Origin of the sequence: Rugamonas sp. (assembly GCF_025354735.1) — a bacterium.
GTDB lineage: Bacteria > Pseudomonadota > Gammaproteobacteria > Burkholderiales > Burkholderiaceae_D > Rugamonas.
Window position 1 is genome coordinate 13,824 of the sequence record NZ_JANXMI010000300.1, and the last position, 17,259, is coordinate 31,082.

A 17,259-nucleotide genomic window follows, 5' to 3' on the forward strand; every position below is an offset into this window, starting at 1 on the left:
TTGTATTTTTTTCACTATGCAAGTCATAGGATTAAATGTTTGTCTATTTACTTGGTTTACTTGCTATAGTTTTTTACATTATTTTAGAGCAAAAACAACGTTAACCTTTGAATGGGAGCGCTATCTTGGTCACGATTAAAGCACTGAAAAACCGCCGCCTCACCCTGCTGCTGATGGCCGCGATGCCGCTGTTGGCGGCGGTCCAGCCCGCCCGCGCCGACGACCTGCGCCGCGCTTACATCGTGCAACTGGCCGACCAGCCGCTGGCCGCCTACAGCGGCAGCGTCAGCGGCATGCGCGCCACCAAGGCCGCCGCCGGACAGCGCCTCGACCTGGCCAGCGTCGCCGCGCGCCAGTACCGCGGCTACCTCAGCACCCAGCAAGACCTGGCCAAGGCGCTGCTGCCGGCCGCCAAGATCACGCGCCAGTACCAGGTGGTGTTCAACGGCTTCGCCGCCCTTTTGACCGACGCGGAAGTGCGCCTGCTCAAGGCCAGCGGCAAGGCCGTCACCATCACGCCGGACGAGCGCCAGCACGTGGTCACCAACTACACTCCGACCTTCCTCGGCCTGGATGCGCCGGGCGGCCTGTGGGAGCAGCTGGGCGGCAAGGAGCACGCGGGCGAAGACATCATCGTCGGCGTGATCGATACCGGCATCTGGCCGGAAAACCTGTCCTATGCCGACCACGTCGACGGCAAGGGCCAGCCGACCCTGGACAGCGCCGCCACCCTGGCCTACGGACCGGCGCCGACGCGCTGGAAGGGCGTGTGCCAGACCGGCGAAGGCTTCACGGCCGCCAACTGCAACAACAAGCTGATCGGCGCGCGCTATTTCGACGACGGCTTCCGCGCCAGCGGCAGCGTGATCCACTGGAGCGAATTCCACTCGCCGCGCGACTCCTTGTCGGCGCCGTCCGGCGACGGCGGCCACGGCACCCACACCTCGTCCACCGCGGCCGGCAACGGCAACGTGCCGGCGCTGGCCTTCAACGGCGACTCGCTGGGCATACGCAACGGCATGGCGCCGCGCGCCCGCCTGGCCATGTACAAGATTTGCTGGAGCTACAACGACAACCAGACCAGCGACACCGGCGTCAGCAACACCTGCTACAACAGCGACAGCGTGGCCGCCATCGAGGCCGCCGTGAGCGACGGCGTCGACGTGCTGAGCTATTCGATCAGCGGCGGCGAAAGTCCGCTCGACCCGGTCGAACAAGCCTTCCGCCACGCCGTCGAAGCCGGCGTCTTCGTGTCCGCCGCCGGCGGCAATTCCGGCCCCGTCGACGCCGTTTCCCACATCAGCCCGTGGATGGCGACGGTGGCCGCCGCCACCCATGACAAGACCCACACCGCCACCGTCACGCTGGGCAATGGCCAGCAATTCACCGGCGCCTCGCTCGACGCCTTCGCCCTGCCCAAGACCGCCATCGTCCTGGCCGCCGACGCCGTCGCGCCGGGCGCCGACGCCTCCCAGGCCGCGCTGTGCTACCGGCTGGAGGACGACGTGGCCGGCGCCCATCCCGTGGCCCAGCTCGATCCTGCCAAGGTGGCCGGCAAAATCGTCGCCTGCCAGCGCGGCAACAACGCCCGCGTCGACAAGGCCAACGCCGTCAAGACCGCCGGCGGCATCGGCATGATCTTGCTCGACGATGGCAACGGCACCGTGGTCGACATCTACAATGTGCCGACCATCCACGTCAACCAGACCGACGGCGCGACCGTCGCCTCCTACGCCGCCGGTCCCGGCGCCACCGCCGCGCTGTCGACCAGCGCGCTCACGCCGATGACCGGCCCGGTGCTGGCCGACTTTTCCTCGCGCGGCCCGAATATGTTCGACCCCGGCGTATTGAAACCGGACTTGGCGGCGCCGGGCGTGGACATCCTGGCCGGCATCGCGCCCAGCCTGAGCGGCGCCCAGCGCGGCGCCGTCGTCGCCGGCAACGCGCCCGCCTACAGCCAGTCGGCCTATATGTCGGGCACGTCGATGGCGACGCCGCACGTGGCCGGTCTGGCCGCGCTGCTCAAGCAACGCCATCCCGGCTGGTCGCCGGCCGCCGTCAAATCGGCGCTGATGACCACCACCCGCTCGGTGCTGCCGACCGCGCTGACCGGCGACCAGGACGGCACGCTGGCATGGGGCCAGGGCGCCGGACTGGTGCAGCCGAACGGCGCCGCCGACCCCGGCCTGGTCTATGACATCGCCGCCGCCGACTACCAGAAATACCTGTGCGACATCACCGGCGCGAGCGGCGATTGCGGCCTCGGCGCCCTGAAAGGCTATGCGCTGAACCTGGCCTCGATTTCGCTGCCGGGCGTGGTCGGCAACCAGACCGTCAGCCGCAGCGTGACCAACGTCGGCGACAAGACGGCGATCTACAACGCCAGCGTCACCCTGGACGGTTTCGACGTCGCGGTCACGCCGGCGACGCTGCAGCTGGACCCGGGCGAAACCCAGAGCTACAAACTGAGCCTGCTGCGCACCAGCGCGGCCGACACCGTGTGGAGTCTGGGCGAGCTGGTGTGGAGCGACGGCGAACACAAGGTGCGCAGCCCGCTGCAGGCGCGCTACAACGCCGGCGTCGAAGCGCCCGCGCTGGTCTCGGCCACCACCACCAGCGGCAGCCGCGACCTGGAAGTGCAGACCGGCTTCGACGGCAAGCTCAGCGCGGTGCGCGGCGGCATGCGTGAATACACGCGGCTGGCGCAGACCGTGACCCAGGCCGCGCCGGGCTCGCTCGAATCGCAGGATGCCGTGGTGCGGGCCTGCGTTGCGCGCGGCCCCGGCGTCAAGGCGGTCACGCTGGGCATTCCCAACAAGACCACGATCGCGCGCTTTGAAATATCGAACCGCGACACCGATGGCGGCGCCGATGACGACCTGGACCTGGCCCTGCTCGATCAAAGCAACAACCTGATCGCCTACAGCGGCCATGAAGGCTCGAACGAAAGCCTGGCGCTGATTTCGCCGAACATGGGCGTGGTCAAGGTCTGCGTGTTGGGCTACAAGGTGAAGAACGGCGTCAGCACCAATTTCACCCTGTCTTACGCCACCGCGATTCCCAAAGACACCAAGGGCAGCGTGAAACTGAACGTGCCGGCTTCGGTGAAGCAGGGCGGCACGGCCGACGTCGGCATCAGCTGGACCGGCCTGGAGCAGGGCAAGCACTACCTGGGCGGCGTGCAGTTGCTGAACCAGGACGGCCGCGCCCTGTCGGTCACCGAAATCAATATCGATACGCGCGATGTCACGCCGGCGACGGCCAGGGCGGAACGCCGGCGCACGATCGGCGCCAGGTAAGGGTGGGAAGTCAGGGTAGCAAATAAGCGCAGCGGGGAAGGAAAGAGCAGAGCCGCGTCCCGCGAGGGGCGCGGTTTTTTTTCGCTCCCGGCTTCCCAGCCACTTATTCATGCATTATCGTTGATGGCCATGCCGGGTTCAGGACGAAATCCACAATTTGAGGGAGCAGCGATGAAAATCTTCAGCATTTGCGCAGCGATGGTTTTGGCGTTGACCGCGGCCTGCGCCACGGCGCCGCCGCCGGCCAGCGCTCAATTGCAGCAACAGGTCGGCGACACGGAGCGCGCCTTCGCGGCCGCGATGAAGGCGCGCGATTTCGAGGCCTTCGTTTCCTTCATCTCGGACGAGGCGATTTTTTCCGGCGGCGAGCAGCCCTTGCGCGGCAAGGACGCGATTGCGAATGTGTGGAAGCGCTTCTTCGTCAAACCGGAGGCGCCGTTTTTCTGGACGCCGGATCGGGTCGAAGTCCTGGCCTCCGGCACGCTGGCCAGCACCGCCGGCCCGGTGTACGACGCGAGCGGAAAACTGATCGCCCATTTCAGTTCGATCTGGCGCCTGGAAGCGCCGGGCAAATGGCGTATCGTGTTCGACGGCGGGAACGAAGTCTGCGACTGCCAGAAGCCGCAGTAAAAAACCGGCGGCCCGATGGCGCCCAAGCCGCGCCGGCTAGGCGGCTCCGGTTACGCCGCTTCCGCGTGCTCCACCATCAGCTGCACCTTGGTGACGCCGTTGTATTCATTGGCGTCGAGCCGGAAGGCGACGCGCGCGCGGTCGCCCAGCGCGTCGACGTGGCCGAACCAGATGGCGTCGTAGCGCGTGCCGTTCTTTTCCAGCAGCAGCTTGAGGTGGCGCTCTTTTAATATGCGCTGGCTGACGACGCGGAACTCGTCGCAAAACACCGGCGGCGCGAAGCCCTGGCCCCACACCTGGCCATCCATCAGCGTGATGAAGTCGGTGGTGTAGTAGGCGTCTTCCAGCGGCCCGTCGGTTTCGATCACGCGTTCGAGCTGCTTCTCGGTCAGCCACGCGCGGCCCACCGCTTCAAACGCCGCCGAGAAAGCGTCGAAGGCGTCGGCGCGTATCGTCAGCCCGGCCGCCATCGCGTGGCCGCCGAACTTGTCGATCAAACTGGGCGCCCGTTTCGACACCAGGTCCAGCGCGTCGCGCAGGTGGAAGCCCGGTATCGAACGGCCCGACCCCTTGATCCAGCCATCGGCGCCGGGCGCGAAGGTGATCGTCGGCCGGAAGAATTTTTCTTTCAGGCGCGAGGCGACGATGCCGATCACGCCCTGGTGCCACGAGGCGTCGAACACGCTGATGGTGCTGCTGGCGGCCGGCTCGAATTCGTCCAGGTGCAGCAAGGCCGTATCCTGCATCTCGGCCTCGATTTCGCGGCGTTGCAGGTTGATGTCGTTGAGCTGCTGCGCCAGCGCCCAGGCGCGGCCTTCGTCGTCGGTAATCAGGCATTCGATCCCGAGCGACATATCCTGCAAGCGTCCGGCCGCGTTCAGGCGCGGGCCGAGCGCGAAGCCCAGGTCGAACGGCGTGGCGCTGCGCGGCTCGCGGCCGGCCACGCGGAACAGCGCGGCCACGCCGGCGTGCATGCGGCCGGCGCGCATGCGCTTCAAACCCTGCGCCACCAGGATGCGGTTGTTCGGATCGAGCCGCACCACGTCGGCCACTGTGCCGAGGGCGACCAGGTCGAGCAGGGAGTCGAGCTTGGGCTGGGTCTGGGCGTCGAACACACCGCGCTTGCGCAGCTCCGCGCGCAGCGCCAGCAGCACATAGAACACGACGCCGACGCCGGCCAGGTTTTTGCTCGGGAAGCCGCACTGCGGCTGGTTGGGATTGACGATCACGCGCGCGTCGGGCAGCGTATCGGCCGGCAGGTGGTGGTCGGTGACGACGACCTCGATGCCGCGCCGGTTGGCCTCGGCCACGCCGTCGATGCTGGCGATGCCGTTGTCGACGGTGATGATGATGTCGGGCTGCTTTTCGCGCGCCGTCAGCTCGACGATTTCCGGCGTCAGGCCGTAGCCGTATTCGAAGCGGTTCGGCACGATGAAGTCTATGGTCGCGCCCATCGCGCCCAGGCCGCGCAGCGCGACGGCGCAGGCGGTGGCGCCGTCGCAGTCGTAGTCGGCGACGATCACCATGCGCTTGTTGGCGGCGATGGCGTCGGCCAGGAAGACGGCGGCGGCGTCGATGTGCAGCAGGCCCGCTGGCGGGATCATGGACGCCAGCTCGCTCGACAAATCCTTCACGTCGGTCAGGCCGCGCGCCGCGTACAGGCGCGCCAGCACGGGATGGATGCCGCCCTGGCGCAGCATTTCGGATTCGCGCAGGGGATAGGGGCGGGTGGCGATACGGGTCATGGCATTAGCTGGGGACGAGGTTGTTCAAAGTGTGCTTGCGCCAGAATTTGCGCTGGGCGTTTTTGGTGCTGGTGAATTCGGCCAGCCGGGTGCGATGACTCAGCACCAGCTTCACCCGCGCCACGCGGCCGTCGTGCAGCGCCGCCAGCAGCGGCGCGAACCAGTCCTGCTCCAGGCGCTGCATGTGCATCAGCCAGTCGGACCAGTCGCCGCCGCCGCCGGACTCCATCAAGTCGCCCAGCAGCGCGATGCGCGGGCCTTGGTCGTCGCCGTCGGCCGGGTGGGCCAGCAGCTGCGCCAGCGTCGCCCCGCGCAGCGAGGGCCGGCCCAGCGCCGCCAGCCAGGCCGGCGCACCGGCCACCGCCAGCGTCTTGCGGGCCGCCGTTGCCGGCGCCGGCGCGGCCGCGCCGCCCCACAGCCAGAAGGAATTGACCGGCGTCAGGCCGCGCGCCTGGCGCGCTTCGTTGACGGCGTGTTCATGCCACAGCATCTGGATTTCGTTTTGCAGCTTGCGGAAGGCGATCGCGTTCGGACCTTCCGGCATCCAGTCGCTCAAATTCATGCTGGTGGCGGTGTCCGGCGTGGCGGTGCTCAAGTCGGCCCAGTCGTCGGCGCGCATGAACCAGGTGCCGGCGTCGCCATACACCAGCGGCTTGCCCGATTCCTCGAACAGGGGCTGCGCCAGCTCGAACAGGGTGCGGGCGTCCGCTTCTTCCAGCCGCAGCTGGCGCGGATCGGCCAGCGTCAGGTGGGTGCGCGCCAGCTGCACGTGGATCGGTTGAACGATGAACCAGTAGCCCTCGGACGGCGCCTGGCCGTAGCCGTGCATGGCGGCGGCGGCGACGGGGGCGCCGTCGGCCTGTGCGCCTGAACCCAGTAAGCCGAGCGCACGCGCCAGCCATGCCTCATGCGGCAGCGCGCGCGCGCCGTCTTCGGCCGGGTGGACTTGCGCATTGCTGGTGCGCGACAGCAGCGCGGCCAGGGCGGGGGTTTTCAGCGCGCGCTGGAGGTCGGGCGCCAGTTCCGGGGGCGGCAGCCCGAATGGCAGGGCGAGAGTAATTTGGATCATGCGGCATTGTAGTGGAAATGGACGACGCCAAGTAAGTCCGGCGGTCCGCGCCGGCGGCTGCGGCTTGCCTATCCGGCAAGCGGAGCGCCAGCGCGCGTGCGGTGTTTCACCCATGGATGGCGGTTTATGGCAAACTGCGGGCTTACTGAATTTCATCCTCGTCGGAGCCCATGGGTATCACTAAGAATCTGCCGTTCGAATGGCTGGTCGGCCTGCGCTACACGCGTGCCGGCAAGCGCAGCGGCCGCAATAGCTTCATCTCCTTCATTTCCCTCATTTCCATGGCCGGCATCGGCCTGGGCGTGGCCGCGCTGATCGTCGTGCTGTCGGTGATGAACGGCTTCCAGAAGGAAGTCACGGACCGCATGCTGTCGGTGCTGGCCCACATCGAAGTGTTCGACGCGCGCGGCGAAATGCCGGACTGGCAGCACGCCGCCAAGGAAGCGCTGGCCAATCCCGAAGTCAAGGGCGCCGCGCCCTTCGTCGAAACCCAGGGCATGCTGATACGCGACGACGTGCTGCGGCCATCGGTGATCCGCGGCGTGCTGCCGGAGGAAGAAGCGAATGTGTCGGACGTGATCTCCAAAGTCAAGCGCGGCAGCTTCGGCGCCTTGCAGGCCGGCCAATTCAATATCGTGCTCGGCATCGAACTGGCGCGCGCACTGCACGTGAATATCGGCGAGAAGGTCACGCTGGCGCTGGCGCAGGGCCAGATCACGCCGGCCGGCATGCTGCCGCGGCTGCGCAGCTTCACCGTGGTCGGCATCTTCGAGGCGGGCCACAACGAATTCGACTCGGGCCTGGCCTTCGTCCACATGACCGACGCCGAAAAGCTGCTGCGGCTGGACGCGCCATCGGGCCTGCGTCTGCGCCTGCATGACATGCACCGCGCGCCGCAAGTGGCGCAGGACTTGAAGAAAACCATGTCGGGCGACTTGATCATGCAGGACTGGTCGAAGTTGAACGCCAACTGGTTCGCCGCCGTGCAGACCGAGAAGCACATGATGTTCATCATCCTCACGCTCATCATCGCGGTGGCCGCCTTCAACCTCGTCTCGACGCTGGTGATGACGGTGACCGACAAGCAGGCCGACATCGCCATCCTGCGCACGCTGGGCGCCTCGCCGCGCTCCATCATGAAAATCTTCATGATCCAGGGCGCGCTGGTCGGCATCCTCGGCACGCTGTGCGGCGTCGGCGCCGGCGTGCTGGTGGCGCTCAACATCGACGTCATCGTACCGTTTATCGAACATATATTGGGAGTGCAGTTCTTGTCGAAGGATATCTACTACATCAGCACCGTGCCGTCCGACCTGCGCTGGCCGGACGTCTACAAGATCGGCGTCGTGGCCGTGATACTGGCCTTCCTCGCGACGATCTACCCGAGCTGGTGGGCCGCCCGCGTCAAACCTGCGGAGGCGCTGCGCTATGAGTGATACGAACGCCGCGATCAACAACAACGCCACCGTGCTGTCCTGCCGTGGCCTCGGCAAGACCTTCACCCAGGGCGCGTACTCGGTGCAGGTGCTGGCCGGGATCGACATCGACGTCAAGCGCGGCGAGCGCGTCGCCATCGTCGGCGCCTCCGGCTCCGGCAAATCGACGCTGCTGCACTTGCTGGGCGGACTCGATACGCCGACCACCGGCAGCGTGTCCCTGCTCGGCCGGGACTTCGCCAGCCTGAATGAAACGGCGCGCGGCGACCTGCGCAACCAGTCGCTCGGCTTCGTCTACCAGTTCCACCACCTGCTGCCGGAATTCACGGCGCTCGACAACGTCGCCATGCCGCTGATGATACGGCGCGTCAAGCGCGCGCAGGCCACCGATGCGGCGCAGCAGATTTTGCAGCGCGTGGGCCTGGCCAAGCGCGTCACCCACGTGCCGGGCGAATTGTCGGGCGGCGAGCGGCAGCGCGTGGCCCTGGCGCGCGCGCTGGTGACGCAGCCGGCCTGCGTGCTGGCCGACGAACCGACCGGCAACCTCGATCATGCCACGGCGATGCAGATTTTCGACCTGATGCTGGAGTTGTCGAGCACCCTGGGCACCGCCTTCATCATCGTCACGCACGACATCGAGCTGGCGCGCCGCTGCGACCGCATCCTGCGCCTGACCGACGAAGGCCTGCACCCCTACCAGGACTGATCATGTGGATCGACACCCACTGCCACCTCGACGCGCACGAATTCGGCGCCGAGTCGGCCGCGCAAGCCGCGCAGGCGCGCGCGCAGGGTGTCGGCATGATCGTGATCCCGGCGGTGGCGACGGCCAATTTCGCCATCGTCGCCGCACTGGCGGCCGGCGTCGACAACGCCTGCTACGCGCTGGGCATCCATCCGATCTACGTGCCGCAGGCCGGCGAGGATGACCTGCGCGTGCTGCGCGAGCGGGTCGCCGCCGCGATGGCCGATAGCCGCATGGTCGCCATCGGCGAAATCGGCCTCGATTTCTTCCTGCCGATGCTGACCGAGCCGGCGATGCGCGACAAGCAGATTTTCTTCTTCCGCGAACAGCTCAAGATCGCGCGCGACTTCGACCTGCCGGTGCTGATGCACGTGCGCCGTTCGCAGGACGTGGTGCTCAAGCACGCGCGCCAGATCCGCCCCAACGGCGGCATCGCGCACGCCTTCAACGGCAGCTTCCAGCAGGCGCAGGGCTATATCGACCTTGGATTCAAACTCGGTTTCGGCGGCGCGATGACGTTCACGCGCGCGCTGCAAATCCGCCGCATGGCGAGCGAACTGCCGCTGTCGTCCATCGTGCTGGAAACGGACGCGCCGGACATTTCGCCGAGCTGGATCCACCCCGGCCGCAACAGCCCGGACCAGATTCCCCGCATCGGCGCCGTGCTGGCCGAACTGCGCGGCATCGCGATAGACGAGGTGGCCGCCGCCACCAGCGCCAACGCGCGCGCCGCGCTGCCGCGCATGGCAGTTTTCCCGCCCAATATCTAGATGGTAGTTTGATCTATATCTATAACATGTGCGACGGCCGCCTGTCGCCGCCGGATTTTCGTATCCTCGATTTCTTAACAGTGCAATAGTCGTCATTTTTCGATATTCCTGCGTTGCGTTCCATTTCAACAGCGAACAGGTGGGGCGATGCGGATCGGGATACTGGGCTTGGTCGCCGGCGTGTCGTGGCTGCAAATGCAGGGCGCGCTGCCGGATTTTCCCGCGCTGCCGGCCGGCGTGCTGCTACTGCTACTTCTGCTGCTGGCGCGCCGCACCGCGCGGCCGCGCTGCTTGCGCGGCGCGTTGGCCTGCATGGCCGGCTTCGCGCTCGGCGTCGGCTGGGCCGCCTATCTGGCGCACCTGGCGCTGGCGCCGGAACTGGCGCGGGCCGATGAAGGCCGCGACATCACACTGATCGGCGTGGCCGATAATCTGCCCTACAATTTCAAGGACGGCGTGCGCTTCAACTTCGCGGTCGAACGCGTGCTGGCCGACGCGGGCGGCGCGGCGCCCCAGATTCCACCGCACGTCTCGCTGTCGTGGTACGCCAACCAGCGCGGGCCGGCCAGCGCCGTCGGCGACGTGCAGCCGGGCGAGCGATGGCAGCTGACGGTGCGCTTGCAGCGCCCGCACGGCAACGCCAACGAATACGGCTTTGATTATGAAGTCTGGCTGCTGGAGCAGGGGCTGCGCGCGACCGGCTACGTGCGGCCGGCGGCCGGCAACCGGCGGCTGGACAATTTCGTGTTCGGCTTCGACAACGTGGTGGAGCACTGCCGCGCCGTGCTGCGGGCCCGCATCCTGCGCGCGCTGCCGGGACGGCCCTATGCCGGCGTGATCGTCGCGCTGGTGGTGGGCGACCAGCGCACCATCGACCTGGTAGCTTACAAATAAGTTCTTCCTTGGGCTATTCTGTAACTGACTGATTTTTAAGCGATTCCTTTTTTCGGCGAAAAGTGGGCTTGCAAATAAGTTCTTCCCTGGTTCATCCGTGCCCACGAACCGTACGACAAATAAGTTCCTCCCTGGGGCGGTGGCCGTGTGAGACCCGTTGATAACGAAGCGCAGAAAAACGCGCGCTTGACAAATTCACGGCGCGTTCTGTAATATAAAAAAACGGTTCAGCCGAACCGTGGGTGAGTTGCTCCCGTCAGTGCACGCACCGGACATCGTGTCCGGCCTGGCAAAACCAGTTTGTAGTCTGCCTTGTCCTAACCGGCTTTGGTTGAACTCTGGAAAGCCGAACAACGCGTGCCGTTCATGACAGTGCTTTCCTTATCGGAGCTCATCCAATGAAACACTCTACCTCGGCCTATGGGCCAAGCCATATCCAGCCTACCCCAGAAGCGCAAGCTGCGTCCTTGTGGGCATACGTTAAAGCCAAGGCGCCGCACTTCACCATGGACGGCGCGCGTGAGGTTATCCATCAGCTGAACATGCGTCCTGGCGAAGACCTGAAGTCGCTTGCTAAACGCCTGATGGCGATACTGAAAACGCGTCGCATCACGCTGAAGCATACCAACGCATTGCATGCCGCAGCTGGTCTGTATGGCTTCACTAGCCTGCACACCTATAAGTCCGATGGTTCGCATCGTCTGGTTTTCACGATGTTCGATGCGGGGCAACTGAAAGATGCAGAATTCGATTCCTGGGAAGAGCTGGCAATCGAACTGCGCACATGGGCTGACCGATTGCTCGCGCGCGGCCAACTTCCGCTCGGTGTTCTGACGCTCAGCTTTACCCCTCGTGGGATTAGCTTCTCGACGCCTGTGCCGCCAGCAACGGATGACGATCAACAGCGTAATCAGGATTGGCCGTTAGCCGTCATTACCACGGCTACTGACGATCCACGCTGGCTTGACGGCGGGTCAGCGAGCATCGGCAAGTTGCGTCGCCACCTCGAAGAAGATGGCGGCGCTGTGCTTGATGGCTATGCTGTACTGCGTCTTTGCGCGGATTCGCAAGACATCCCCGGTCACCCGATGGCGGTCACCGCGATGGATGTCGTTAATTCCGAGCTGATTTTGATGCGAGAGGATGACGAAGACGATCCGCACAGCGGGTACGAAATCGCGCGCGGTGACGAGCTGTCTTGCTGGTACCAGCTGGAATTGTCGATGCGCGATGACCGTACAAATGAGATGCCAACCTTGCAAATCACGATCCCACGAGAAGGTGTCGGGGCGTGGTATGTCAACGGCATCCGCTACGTTTGGTACGTCGAAACGCTTAAACCCGATGCTTATGTGCCTGGCCGCGTTAATCGTCAGATCGGCATCGACGATTGCGAACGGCTGTTACGTCGTTACCACTTGGCCAAGAACATCCACGGAAAAACCTTCCGGCATCGCGAGAACTCCAAGCGACTCGACTATCTGAATGGACCACCTGAACTCTATCGCGTTGACCTGCATTTTTTGATGCATGAACTGAACAAGGCTGGGCTGACCTGGGACGCCTATCTGAAAAAATTTGAAGTCGAGGATGTGCCTATGTCGAACACCTTGCCCGTAGGGTTCGTTTTCCAGTTACTCGAAAACCTTCAAATTGAAAAGCCCAACCTGATCTTCGCGAAGCCGAATTTGTCCGAAATGCAGCGAGTGAACGATGATAGTCTGCTGAGGGCACTTATGCCGCGCATAGATCACGTTCGCTTTGTGAAGCCCGCGGGCTTGGATGCGCATCAGTCCGCGGCGCTATTGGAGGCCGTAGAGGAATTCGCCGGCGGCCTGCACGCGAAGAAGATTATTTCCGACGGCGTGGTTCAAACGCAGAACGAATTGCCGCACCTGGTCTGGGCGACCGATGCTGACGAATTCCGCCAAACCGTCGAGGCGCTGGGCTTGGTGATGCATGTTGCAACAGTCCCGCACTTGCACTCGACTAAAGGAATTCTGCCTGAAGTTCCCGGGATAAAGGCTTGGCCATGGGCGTTTGGCAACGCTTTTTTTCTGCGTTTTGAGCTCGATGTGGGTATGCCATGAACCCGAAAAGCCAGAAACTGCTGGTTCGTCAGGTCGCCGATTGGCCTCGCAGGTCATACGCCTAGCCGGGTGAGCACCTTGACTTGGCTCTGCAGCTGTGAAAGCCAAGGTTGCCGGTGAGTCGCGCAGGCCAGGTGGCTTGCAGGGGGGCGCGATGATGCGTGGTCGTGAACCCCTGTTCAATTGGAAGAGCAGGGATCGGATAACCTTTGTTCGCAGGGATTAGAAAGGCAAAGATGCATATCAGCGATGAATCTGTTGGTCGCGTTAAGAAGCCCCAAAAGCTTTACATCAGAGGAAATGGCTTCGATATGTGGCACGATATTCGATCTGGTTACAAAGACTTCAAGGAATGCCGAGTGCAACCAACTGGTCAAACACCGTACTTCCCTTCAAGCGTGCCTCTTGCTGAGCACGTCGGTAATCGTTCGGTCGCTCCGTGTAATCGACGACCTCAGGCACTTTCGTCGAAGTCTTCTTCCGGGCGGGCCGCGAGGATACTTTGGCTTCGGCCAGCACATGCTGCATACCTTCGCCGAGCGTTCGGACGCGGTTGTCAGAAACTACTGCGTCTGCCCGAGACACGGCCTCTTCAGGGGCCATCCCCAGTGCGGCAAGGCTAGCAGCCAATTTGGGCGCGAACGTAGCATCTGAAGACTTCGTCCTGGTCAACGGGCTGGTCCTAGCACGCGCGCGGCGAACGGCCCCAACAACGATGGATTCCATGCTGATCGGCGCGATGTCTTCGCATCTCGCCAAAGCTGCAAGGTCATTCACCCTAAGTGCTTCGATCATGGGTCCCAGCAGGGACATGTGTTTGGTGAAAGCTTGCTCGATGTGTTCAAGTGACACCAGTTCACTTCCATCGTTCATGGCCATACCTTGAGCGGCGGCGAACAACTTGATGGCGACATCGATGACGCCTTGAGAATAGAAGTACATCAACTGAGAGAATGCAGCGTCGAGAGGCGCGACATTTTTCGTCCATTGATAGGTCCAAAGAACTTCCAGAAATCCATCCCACTCGTTGATTTCGTCAGACTCCACAAACTCGGGGAGCCGGTCCCAAGGCGATATGCTGCAGCCAGTTGAACGCCGAGCCTGCCTGAAATCCCGTGTCAGTACTTGCGCTGCTTTGTTCGTTCCGATGAAGAGGATTGGGAGGCCGAGTTCATTACACGCAGACACGAGTTCTGTCATCACGGTGTCGCCGCCCTTGTGACTGTTACAAAGGTTCTGAACTTCGTCGCAAACCAGCAATCCGACACAATGGAGATGCATCAGCCGTGCAACGCTTCTCATCACAGTGTCGGAACCTGTTTTCCCGCGGTTTGCATATTCCTCGTAATACGAAGCGTTGTAAGCGTCCAGCGGCCCCATCTGGCAATTGGCTTTAAGGCTGGGTAGAGTTCGTGAACGGCAGCAGGGTATCGATCTGGCTGTTAGGGCAGGTAGGCAGCTTCTCAAGCGTCTCGGTCAACCAACGCAGCGGCTCAAGGCCGTTCAGCTTGGCGGTGGCCAACAGGGTCTGGATCGCGGCGGCGCGCCGCCCCGCCCGTTCCGAGCCGGCGAACAGCCAGTTCTTCTTGCCGACGGCGATCGGCCGGATGGTATTTTCGACCGGGTTGTTATCGATCGGCAGCGTGCCCGAGTCGGCGTAACGCAGCAGCGCCGGCCAGCGCTTGAGGGTGTAGTCGATGGCCTTGGCCGTGCCGCTGCCCGTCGCCACGGTTTTCGCGGCGCCCAGCAACCAGCCGTGCAGCGCGTCGAGCGTCGGCTTGGCCTGCTCCTGGCGCAGCCGCAAACGCGCGGACGCGGCCAGGCCGGCGCCCTGCTGCTCGACAGCGTACAGCAACCCAATCCGGCGCAGTGCCTCGGCCGCGACCGGGCTGCCGTTGGCCGCGTGCAGGTCGAAGAATTTTCGGCGCACATGGGCCAGGCATGCCAGTTCGGTGACGCCGGCAGCGAACATGGCCTTGTAGCCGCTGTAGTCGTCGACCATGAGCTGGCCCTGCCAGCCATGCAGGAACGCCCGCGCGTGCGCGCCGGCGCGGCCGGTTTGGTAGTCGAACACGACGATGGGCGGCCCCTCGTCGAGGCTGTTCGAGCGGTAGGCCCACAGGTAGGCGTGGCGGGTCTTGCCTTGGCCAGGATCGAGTTGGCGCACCGGCGTTTCGTCGGCGTGCAGGCAAGCGCGTGTGCGCAGCAGCTCAGCGAGGCGCTCGCTCAACGGTTGCAGCGCGACGCCGACCTTGCCGATCCACTCGGCGAGTGTCGAACGCGCCAGCGGCACACCTTGGCGCGCGCCGATCTGCTCGATCCGGTACAGCGGCAGGTGGTCGGTGTATTTGCTCACGGCCACCCAAGCGAGCAGGCCGGGCGCGGCCATGCCGCCGTCGATGATGGCCGGCGGCACCGGCGCCGCCGTGACCGTCCCGCACGCGCGGCAGGCGTACTGCGGGCGGATGTGGCGGTGCACGAAGAAACGCGCCGGTTCGACGTCGAGTTGCTCGCTGACGTCTTCGCCGATCCGCGTCAGGGCCTTACCGCACGCGTCGCACGCGCACGACGCCGGCTCGTGGCGATGCTCCACGCGCGGCAGTTCGGGGGGCAGCGGCTGGCGGCCCGCGCCGCTGCGTTGGCGCTTCGGCGCCTCCCTGTCCTGCGGTGCCAGCTCGGCCACGATGGCCGCGAGGTCGGCATCGATCGTCTCCTCGAACAGCTCGCGCTGCTCGCCGCTGAACGCCTCGCTCTTCTGGCCGAAACGGAGGCGCCGGTAGTACGCCAACTCCAGCGTCAGCGCGGTGATCTTCATGTCCTTCTCGGCCAGTCTGGCGTCCTGCTTCGCCTGCCACTGCTTGGCCTGCTCGGCTTGCGCCAACAGCGCGCGCACTTGCTCGATCACGGCGGGATCGTGTTGCGCGCGGGTCAGTTCGGTGAGCAAGTCCATGCCGTCATGTTAACTGAGCTGCGCGACGTTTACAACTGCCAATGTGCAGGCGGCGCCGCCGCGAGGCGCTGCCAGTCGACACCGGCGACGAGCCACTGCCATTGGGCATCGCTTAGCACCCAGCTGGCCTCGCCGGCCCGCGGCCACACGAACTGGCCGGTATGCAGGCGGCGCTGGCACAGCCACACGCCGTTGCCGTCCCAGCACACCACTTTGAGCCGAGTCCGGCTGCGGTTGCTGAACACGTAGGCGCTGCCGTCGCACGGCGCGCGCCCGAGCGCCTGCTGGACATGCAAGGAGAGCCCGTCGATGCCCATGCGCATGTCCACTGGCTGCGTGGCCAGCCACACCGATTCCGCTTGCAGCTTCATGCCAACTCGCGCAGCAGTTCGGCCACCCAGCGCGCGCTCAGTTCGGCCGGCAGCAGCACGGTCCAGCCGCTGGGGCTACGCAGGCGCACCTCCAATGCCTCGCCCGCGCTACGGGCGACCTGCACCGGCAACAGCGTCGGCGCTGGCGCGGTGCCGGGCATCGCCGGCGTCGACAGCCGATGCACCCAATAGCTCAATTGGTGCAGACGGTAGCCATCTTGTAGGGCAAACGCCCGCATCGGCAAACCGCTCTCGCGCCACCGCGCCACACGCACCCGCCATTGCTCCTCTCGCTCCTTGTTCCCCATCACCATCTCCATCTCCAAAAGTCGGAGTCTGGGCAAACCGATTAAGGTTTTGAAGATGGGCGGGCTGGACGCTTACCAACGATGTCAATATCGATGTGATCGAGCGGCATAAACATCGCTTGGTGCTTCGCATGAGCCACTATCTCGAACGTCTGCATGGTCCTGTCATCCCTGACCCGGACATGACCATCGAAGTGTTCTTGGCGGCGGGGACGGCGGGCGCGCTGACGTACACCGATTGCTTCGGATCGCGCCGGGTGTTCTGCCCGGAGATGATGGCCTTCAGCCCAATGGCGAAAGCGGAACTGAACAATTTCCTCGATCAATGGTTGACGAAGCTGATTGCTGAGGGCAGGAGTCAGCCGAAGTTTGAACTGACGGAAAAGACCAAGTAGCAGCACGTCCTTGTTGTGGCGCGATCCCATCTATGCGGGACATAGCGACTATGTTCGCCATCGCAGCGCGCTCTTCTATTCTGTTATTGTTCTGGTATTGCAAGCCAAGAGGCGAAAATGGGGAAGAGCATAAGGATTTATTTGCCGAACGAGACGGTAGCTGGCATTCGCCATGCCGAAATAGCAAATTGGACCGGACAGGCGCTCGCCTGCCCTCGTTCACTTTTCAGCGAGCTGCGCGAATGGTCAGAAGTCCAACGCCCCGGTGTTTATATCCTGTTCGGGACAAATGAAGAGACAGAGACCGATATCGCATATATCGGCGAAGCTGAAATACTAGCTGATCGCCTGCACAGCCACATTTCTGGGAAAGAGTTTTGGTCGGAGTTGGTGAGTTTCAGCAGCAAGGATGAAAACTGTTGATTTGCACCGAAAACTGACCCACTTAGCCGCATAATTTGCATCGAAAATTGACCCACGTTTAGCACACAATCCTACTTATCTTGATGAGTAGGGGGATCGGAGTGATCGACGTGGCATTACTAGGAATAATCAGA

General features: G+C 64.0%; 15 protein-coding genes. 9 read left to right on the top strand and 6 right to left on the bottom strand.

What is annotated here, in order from left to right; genetic code table 11:
- Positions 1-125 precede the first annotated feature (125 nt).
- Entirely contained in the window at positions 126-3,299 is a 3,174-nt protein-coding gene (locus Q0S71_RS24725) for a S8 family serine peptidase (protein WP_296001609.1), read from the top strand.
- A gap of 171 nt (positions 3,300-3,470) precedes the next feature.
- Positions 3,471-3,929: a nuclear transport factor 2 family protein gene (locus Q0S71_RS24730; protein ID WP_296001611.1), complete on the top strand. Its 459-nt coding sequence runs from the start codon at positions 3,471-3,473 to the stop codon at positions 3,927-3,929.
- Between the two features lie 50 nt (positions 3,930-3,979).
- Here Q0S71_RS24730 and recJ read toward each other — a convergent pair whose 3' ends face one another.
- Together recJ and Q0S71_RS24740 are read right to left on the bottom strand one after the other, a co-directional pair.
- Positions 3,980-5,674 (bottom strand): single-stranded-DNA-specific exonuclease RecJ, encoded by a 1,695-nt coding sequence (gene recJ / locus Q0S71_RS24735; RefSeq protein ID WP_296001613.1) that lies wholly within the window; start codon positions 5,672-5,674, stop codon positions 3,980-3,982.
- A 4-nt stretch (positions 5,675-5,678) separates the two neighbouring features.
- Complete coding sequence (locus tag Q0S71_RS24740; protein WP_296001615.1) at positions 5,679-6,743, bottom strand: hypothetical protein; 1,065 nt, start codon at positions 6,741-6,743, stop codon at positions 5,679-5,681.
- A 170-nt stretch (positions 6,744-6,913) separates the two neighbouring features.
- Between Q0S71_RS24740 and Q0S71_RS24745 the strand changes: the two genes are divergently transcribed.
- From Q0S71_RS24745 to Q0S71_RS24765, 5 genes are all read left to right on the top strand, one after another.
- Positions 6,914-8,179, top strand: coding sequence for a lipoprotein-releasing ABC transporter permease subunit (locus Q0S71_RS24745; RefSeq protein ID WP_296001616.1), 1,266 nt, complete (start codon positions 6,914-6,916; stop codon positions 8,177-8,179).
- Entirely contained in the window at positions 8,172-8,885 is a 714-nt protein-coding gene (lolD, locus tag Q0S71_RS24750) for a lipoprotein-releasing ABC transporter ATP-binding protein LolD (RefSeq protein ID WP_296001618.1), read from the top strand. Before Q0S71_RS24745 ends, lolD begins: the two co-directional genes overlap by 8 nt.
- 2 nt (positions 8,886-8,887) lie before the next feature.
- The gene (locus tag Q0S71_RS24755; RefSeq protein WP_296001620.1) at positions 8,888-9,694 is read left to right on the top strand and encodes a TatD family hydrolase; all 807 of its coding nucleotides are present in this window, start codon (positions 8,888-8,890) and stop codon (positions 9,692-9,694) included.
- 147 nt (positions 9,695-9,841) lie between these two features.
- Positions 9,842-10,588, top strand: a complete 747-nt coding sequence (locus Q0S71_RS24760) for a ComEC/Rec2 family competence protein (RefSeq protein WP_296001622.1) — start codon at positions 9,842-9,844, stop codon at positions 10,586-10,588.
- Positions 10,589-10,986: 398 nt separating this feature from the next.
- A complete protein-coding gene (locus Q0S71_RS24765; protein ID WP_296001624.1) occupies positions 10,987-12,678 on the top strand; it encodes a hypothetical protein in 1,692 nt (563 codons plus the stop codon).
- 345 nt (positions 12,679-13,023) lie between these two features.
- On the opposite strand, the gene Q0S71_RS24770 is transcribed toward Q0S71_RS24765, so the two are convergent.
- Genes Q0S71_RS24770 through Q0S71_RS24785 form a run of 4 tightly spaced genes read right to left on the bottom strand, consistent with a single transcriptional unit; the run spans position 13,024 to position 16,307 of the window.
- The gene (locus Q0S71_RS24770; protein ID WP_296001626.1) at positions 13,024-14,058 is read right to left on the bottom strand and encodes a TniB family NTP-binding protein; all 1,035 of its coding nucleotides are present in this window, start codon (positions 14,056-14,058) and stop codon (positions 13,024-13,026) included.
- Positions 14,059-14,071: 13 nt separating this feature from the next.
- Complete coding sequence (locus Q0S71_RS24775) at positions 14,072-15,628, bottom strand: IS66 family transposase (RefSeq protein ID WP_296001628.1); 1,557 nt, start codon at positions 15,626-15,628, stop codon at positions 14,072-14,074.
- Positions 15,629-15,657: 29 nt separating this feature from the next.
- Entirely contained in the window at positions 15,658-15,999 is a 342-nt protein-coding gene (gene tnpB / locus Q0S71_RS24780; RefSeq protein WP_296001629.1) for an IS66 family insertion sequence element accessory protein TnpB, read from the bottom strand.
- Positions 15,996-16,307 (bottom strand): hypothetical protein, encoded by a 312-nt coding sequence (locus tag Q0S71_RS24785; RefSeq protein WP_296001631.1) that lies wholly within the window; start codon positions 16,305-16,307, stop codon positions 15,996-15,998. Before Q0S71_RS24785 ends, tnpB begins: the two co-directional genes overlap by 4 nt.
- An 89-nt stretch (positions 16,308-16,396) precedes the next feature.
- Here Q0S71_RS24785 and Q0S71_RS24790 point away from each other — a divergent pair, with 89 nt between their 5' ends.
- Positions 16,397-16,702, top strand: a complete 306-nt coding sequence (locus tag Q0S71_RS24790) for a DUF1249 domain-containing protein (protein ID WP_296001639.1) — start codon at positions 16,397-16,399, stop codon at positions 16,700-16,702.
- 117 nt (positions 16,703-16,819) lie between these two features.
- Positions 16,820-17,125: a GIY-YIG nuclease family protein gene (locus Q0S71_RS24795; RefSeq protein ID WP_296001633.1), complete on the top strand. Its 306-nt coding sequence runs from the start codon at positions 16,820-16,822 to the stop codon at positions 17,123-17,125.
- Positions 17,126-17,259 lie beyond the last annotated feature (134 nt).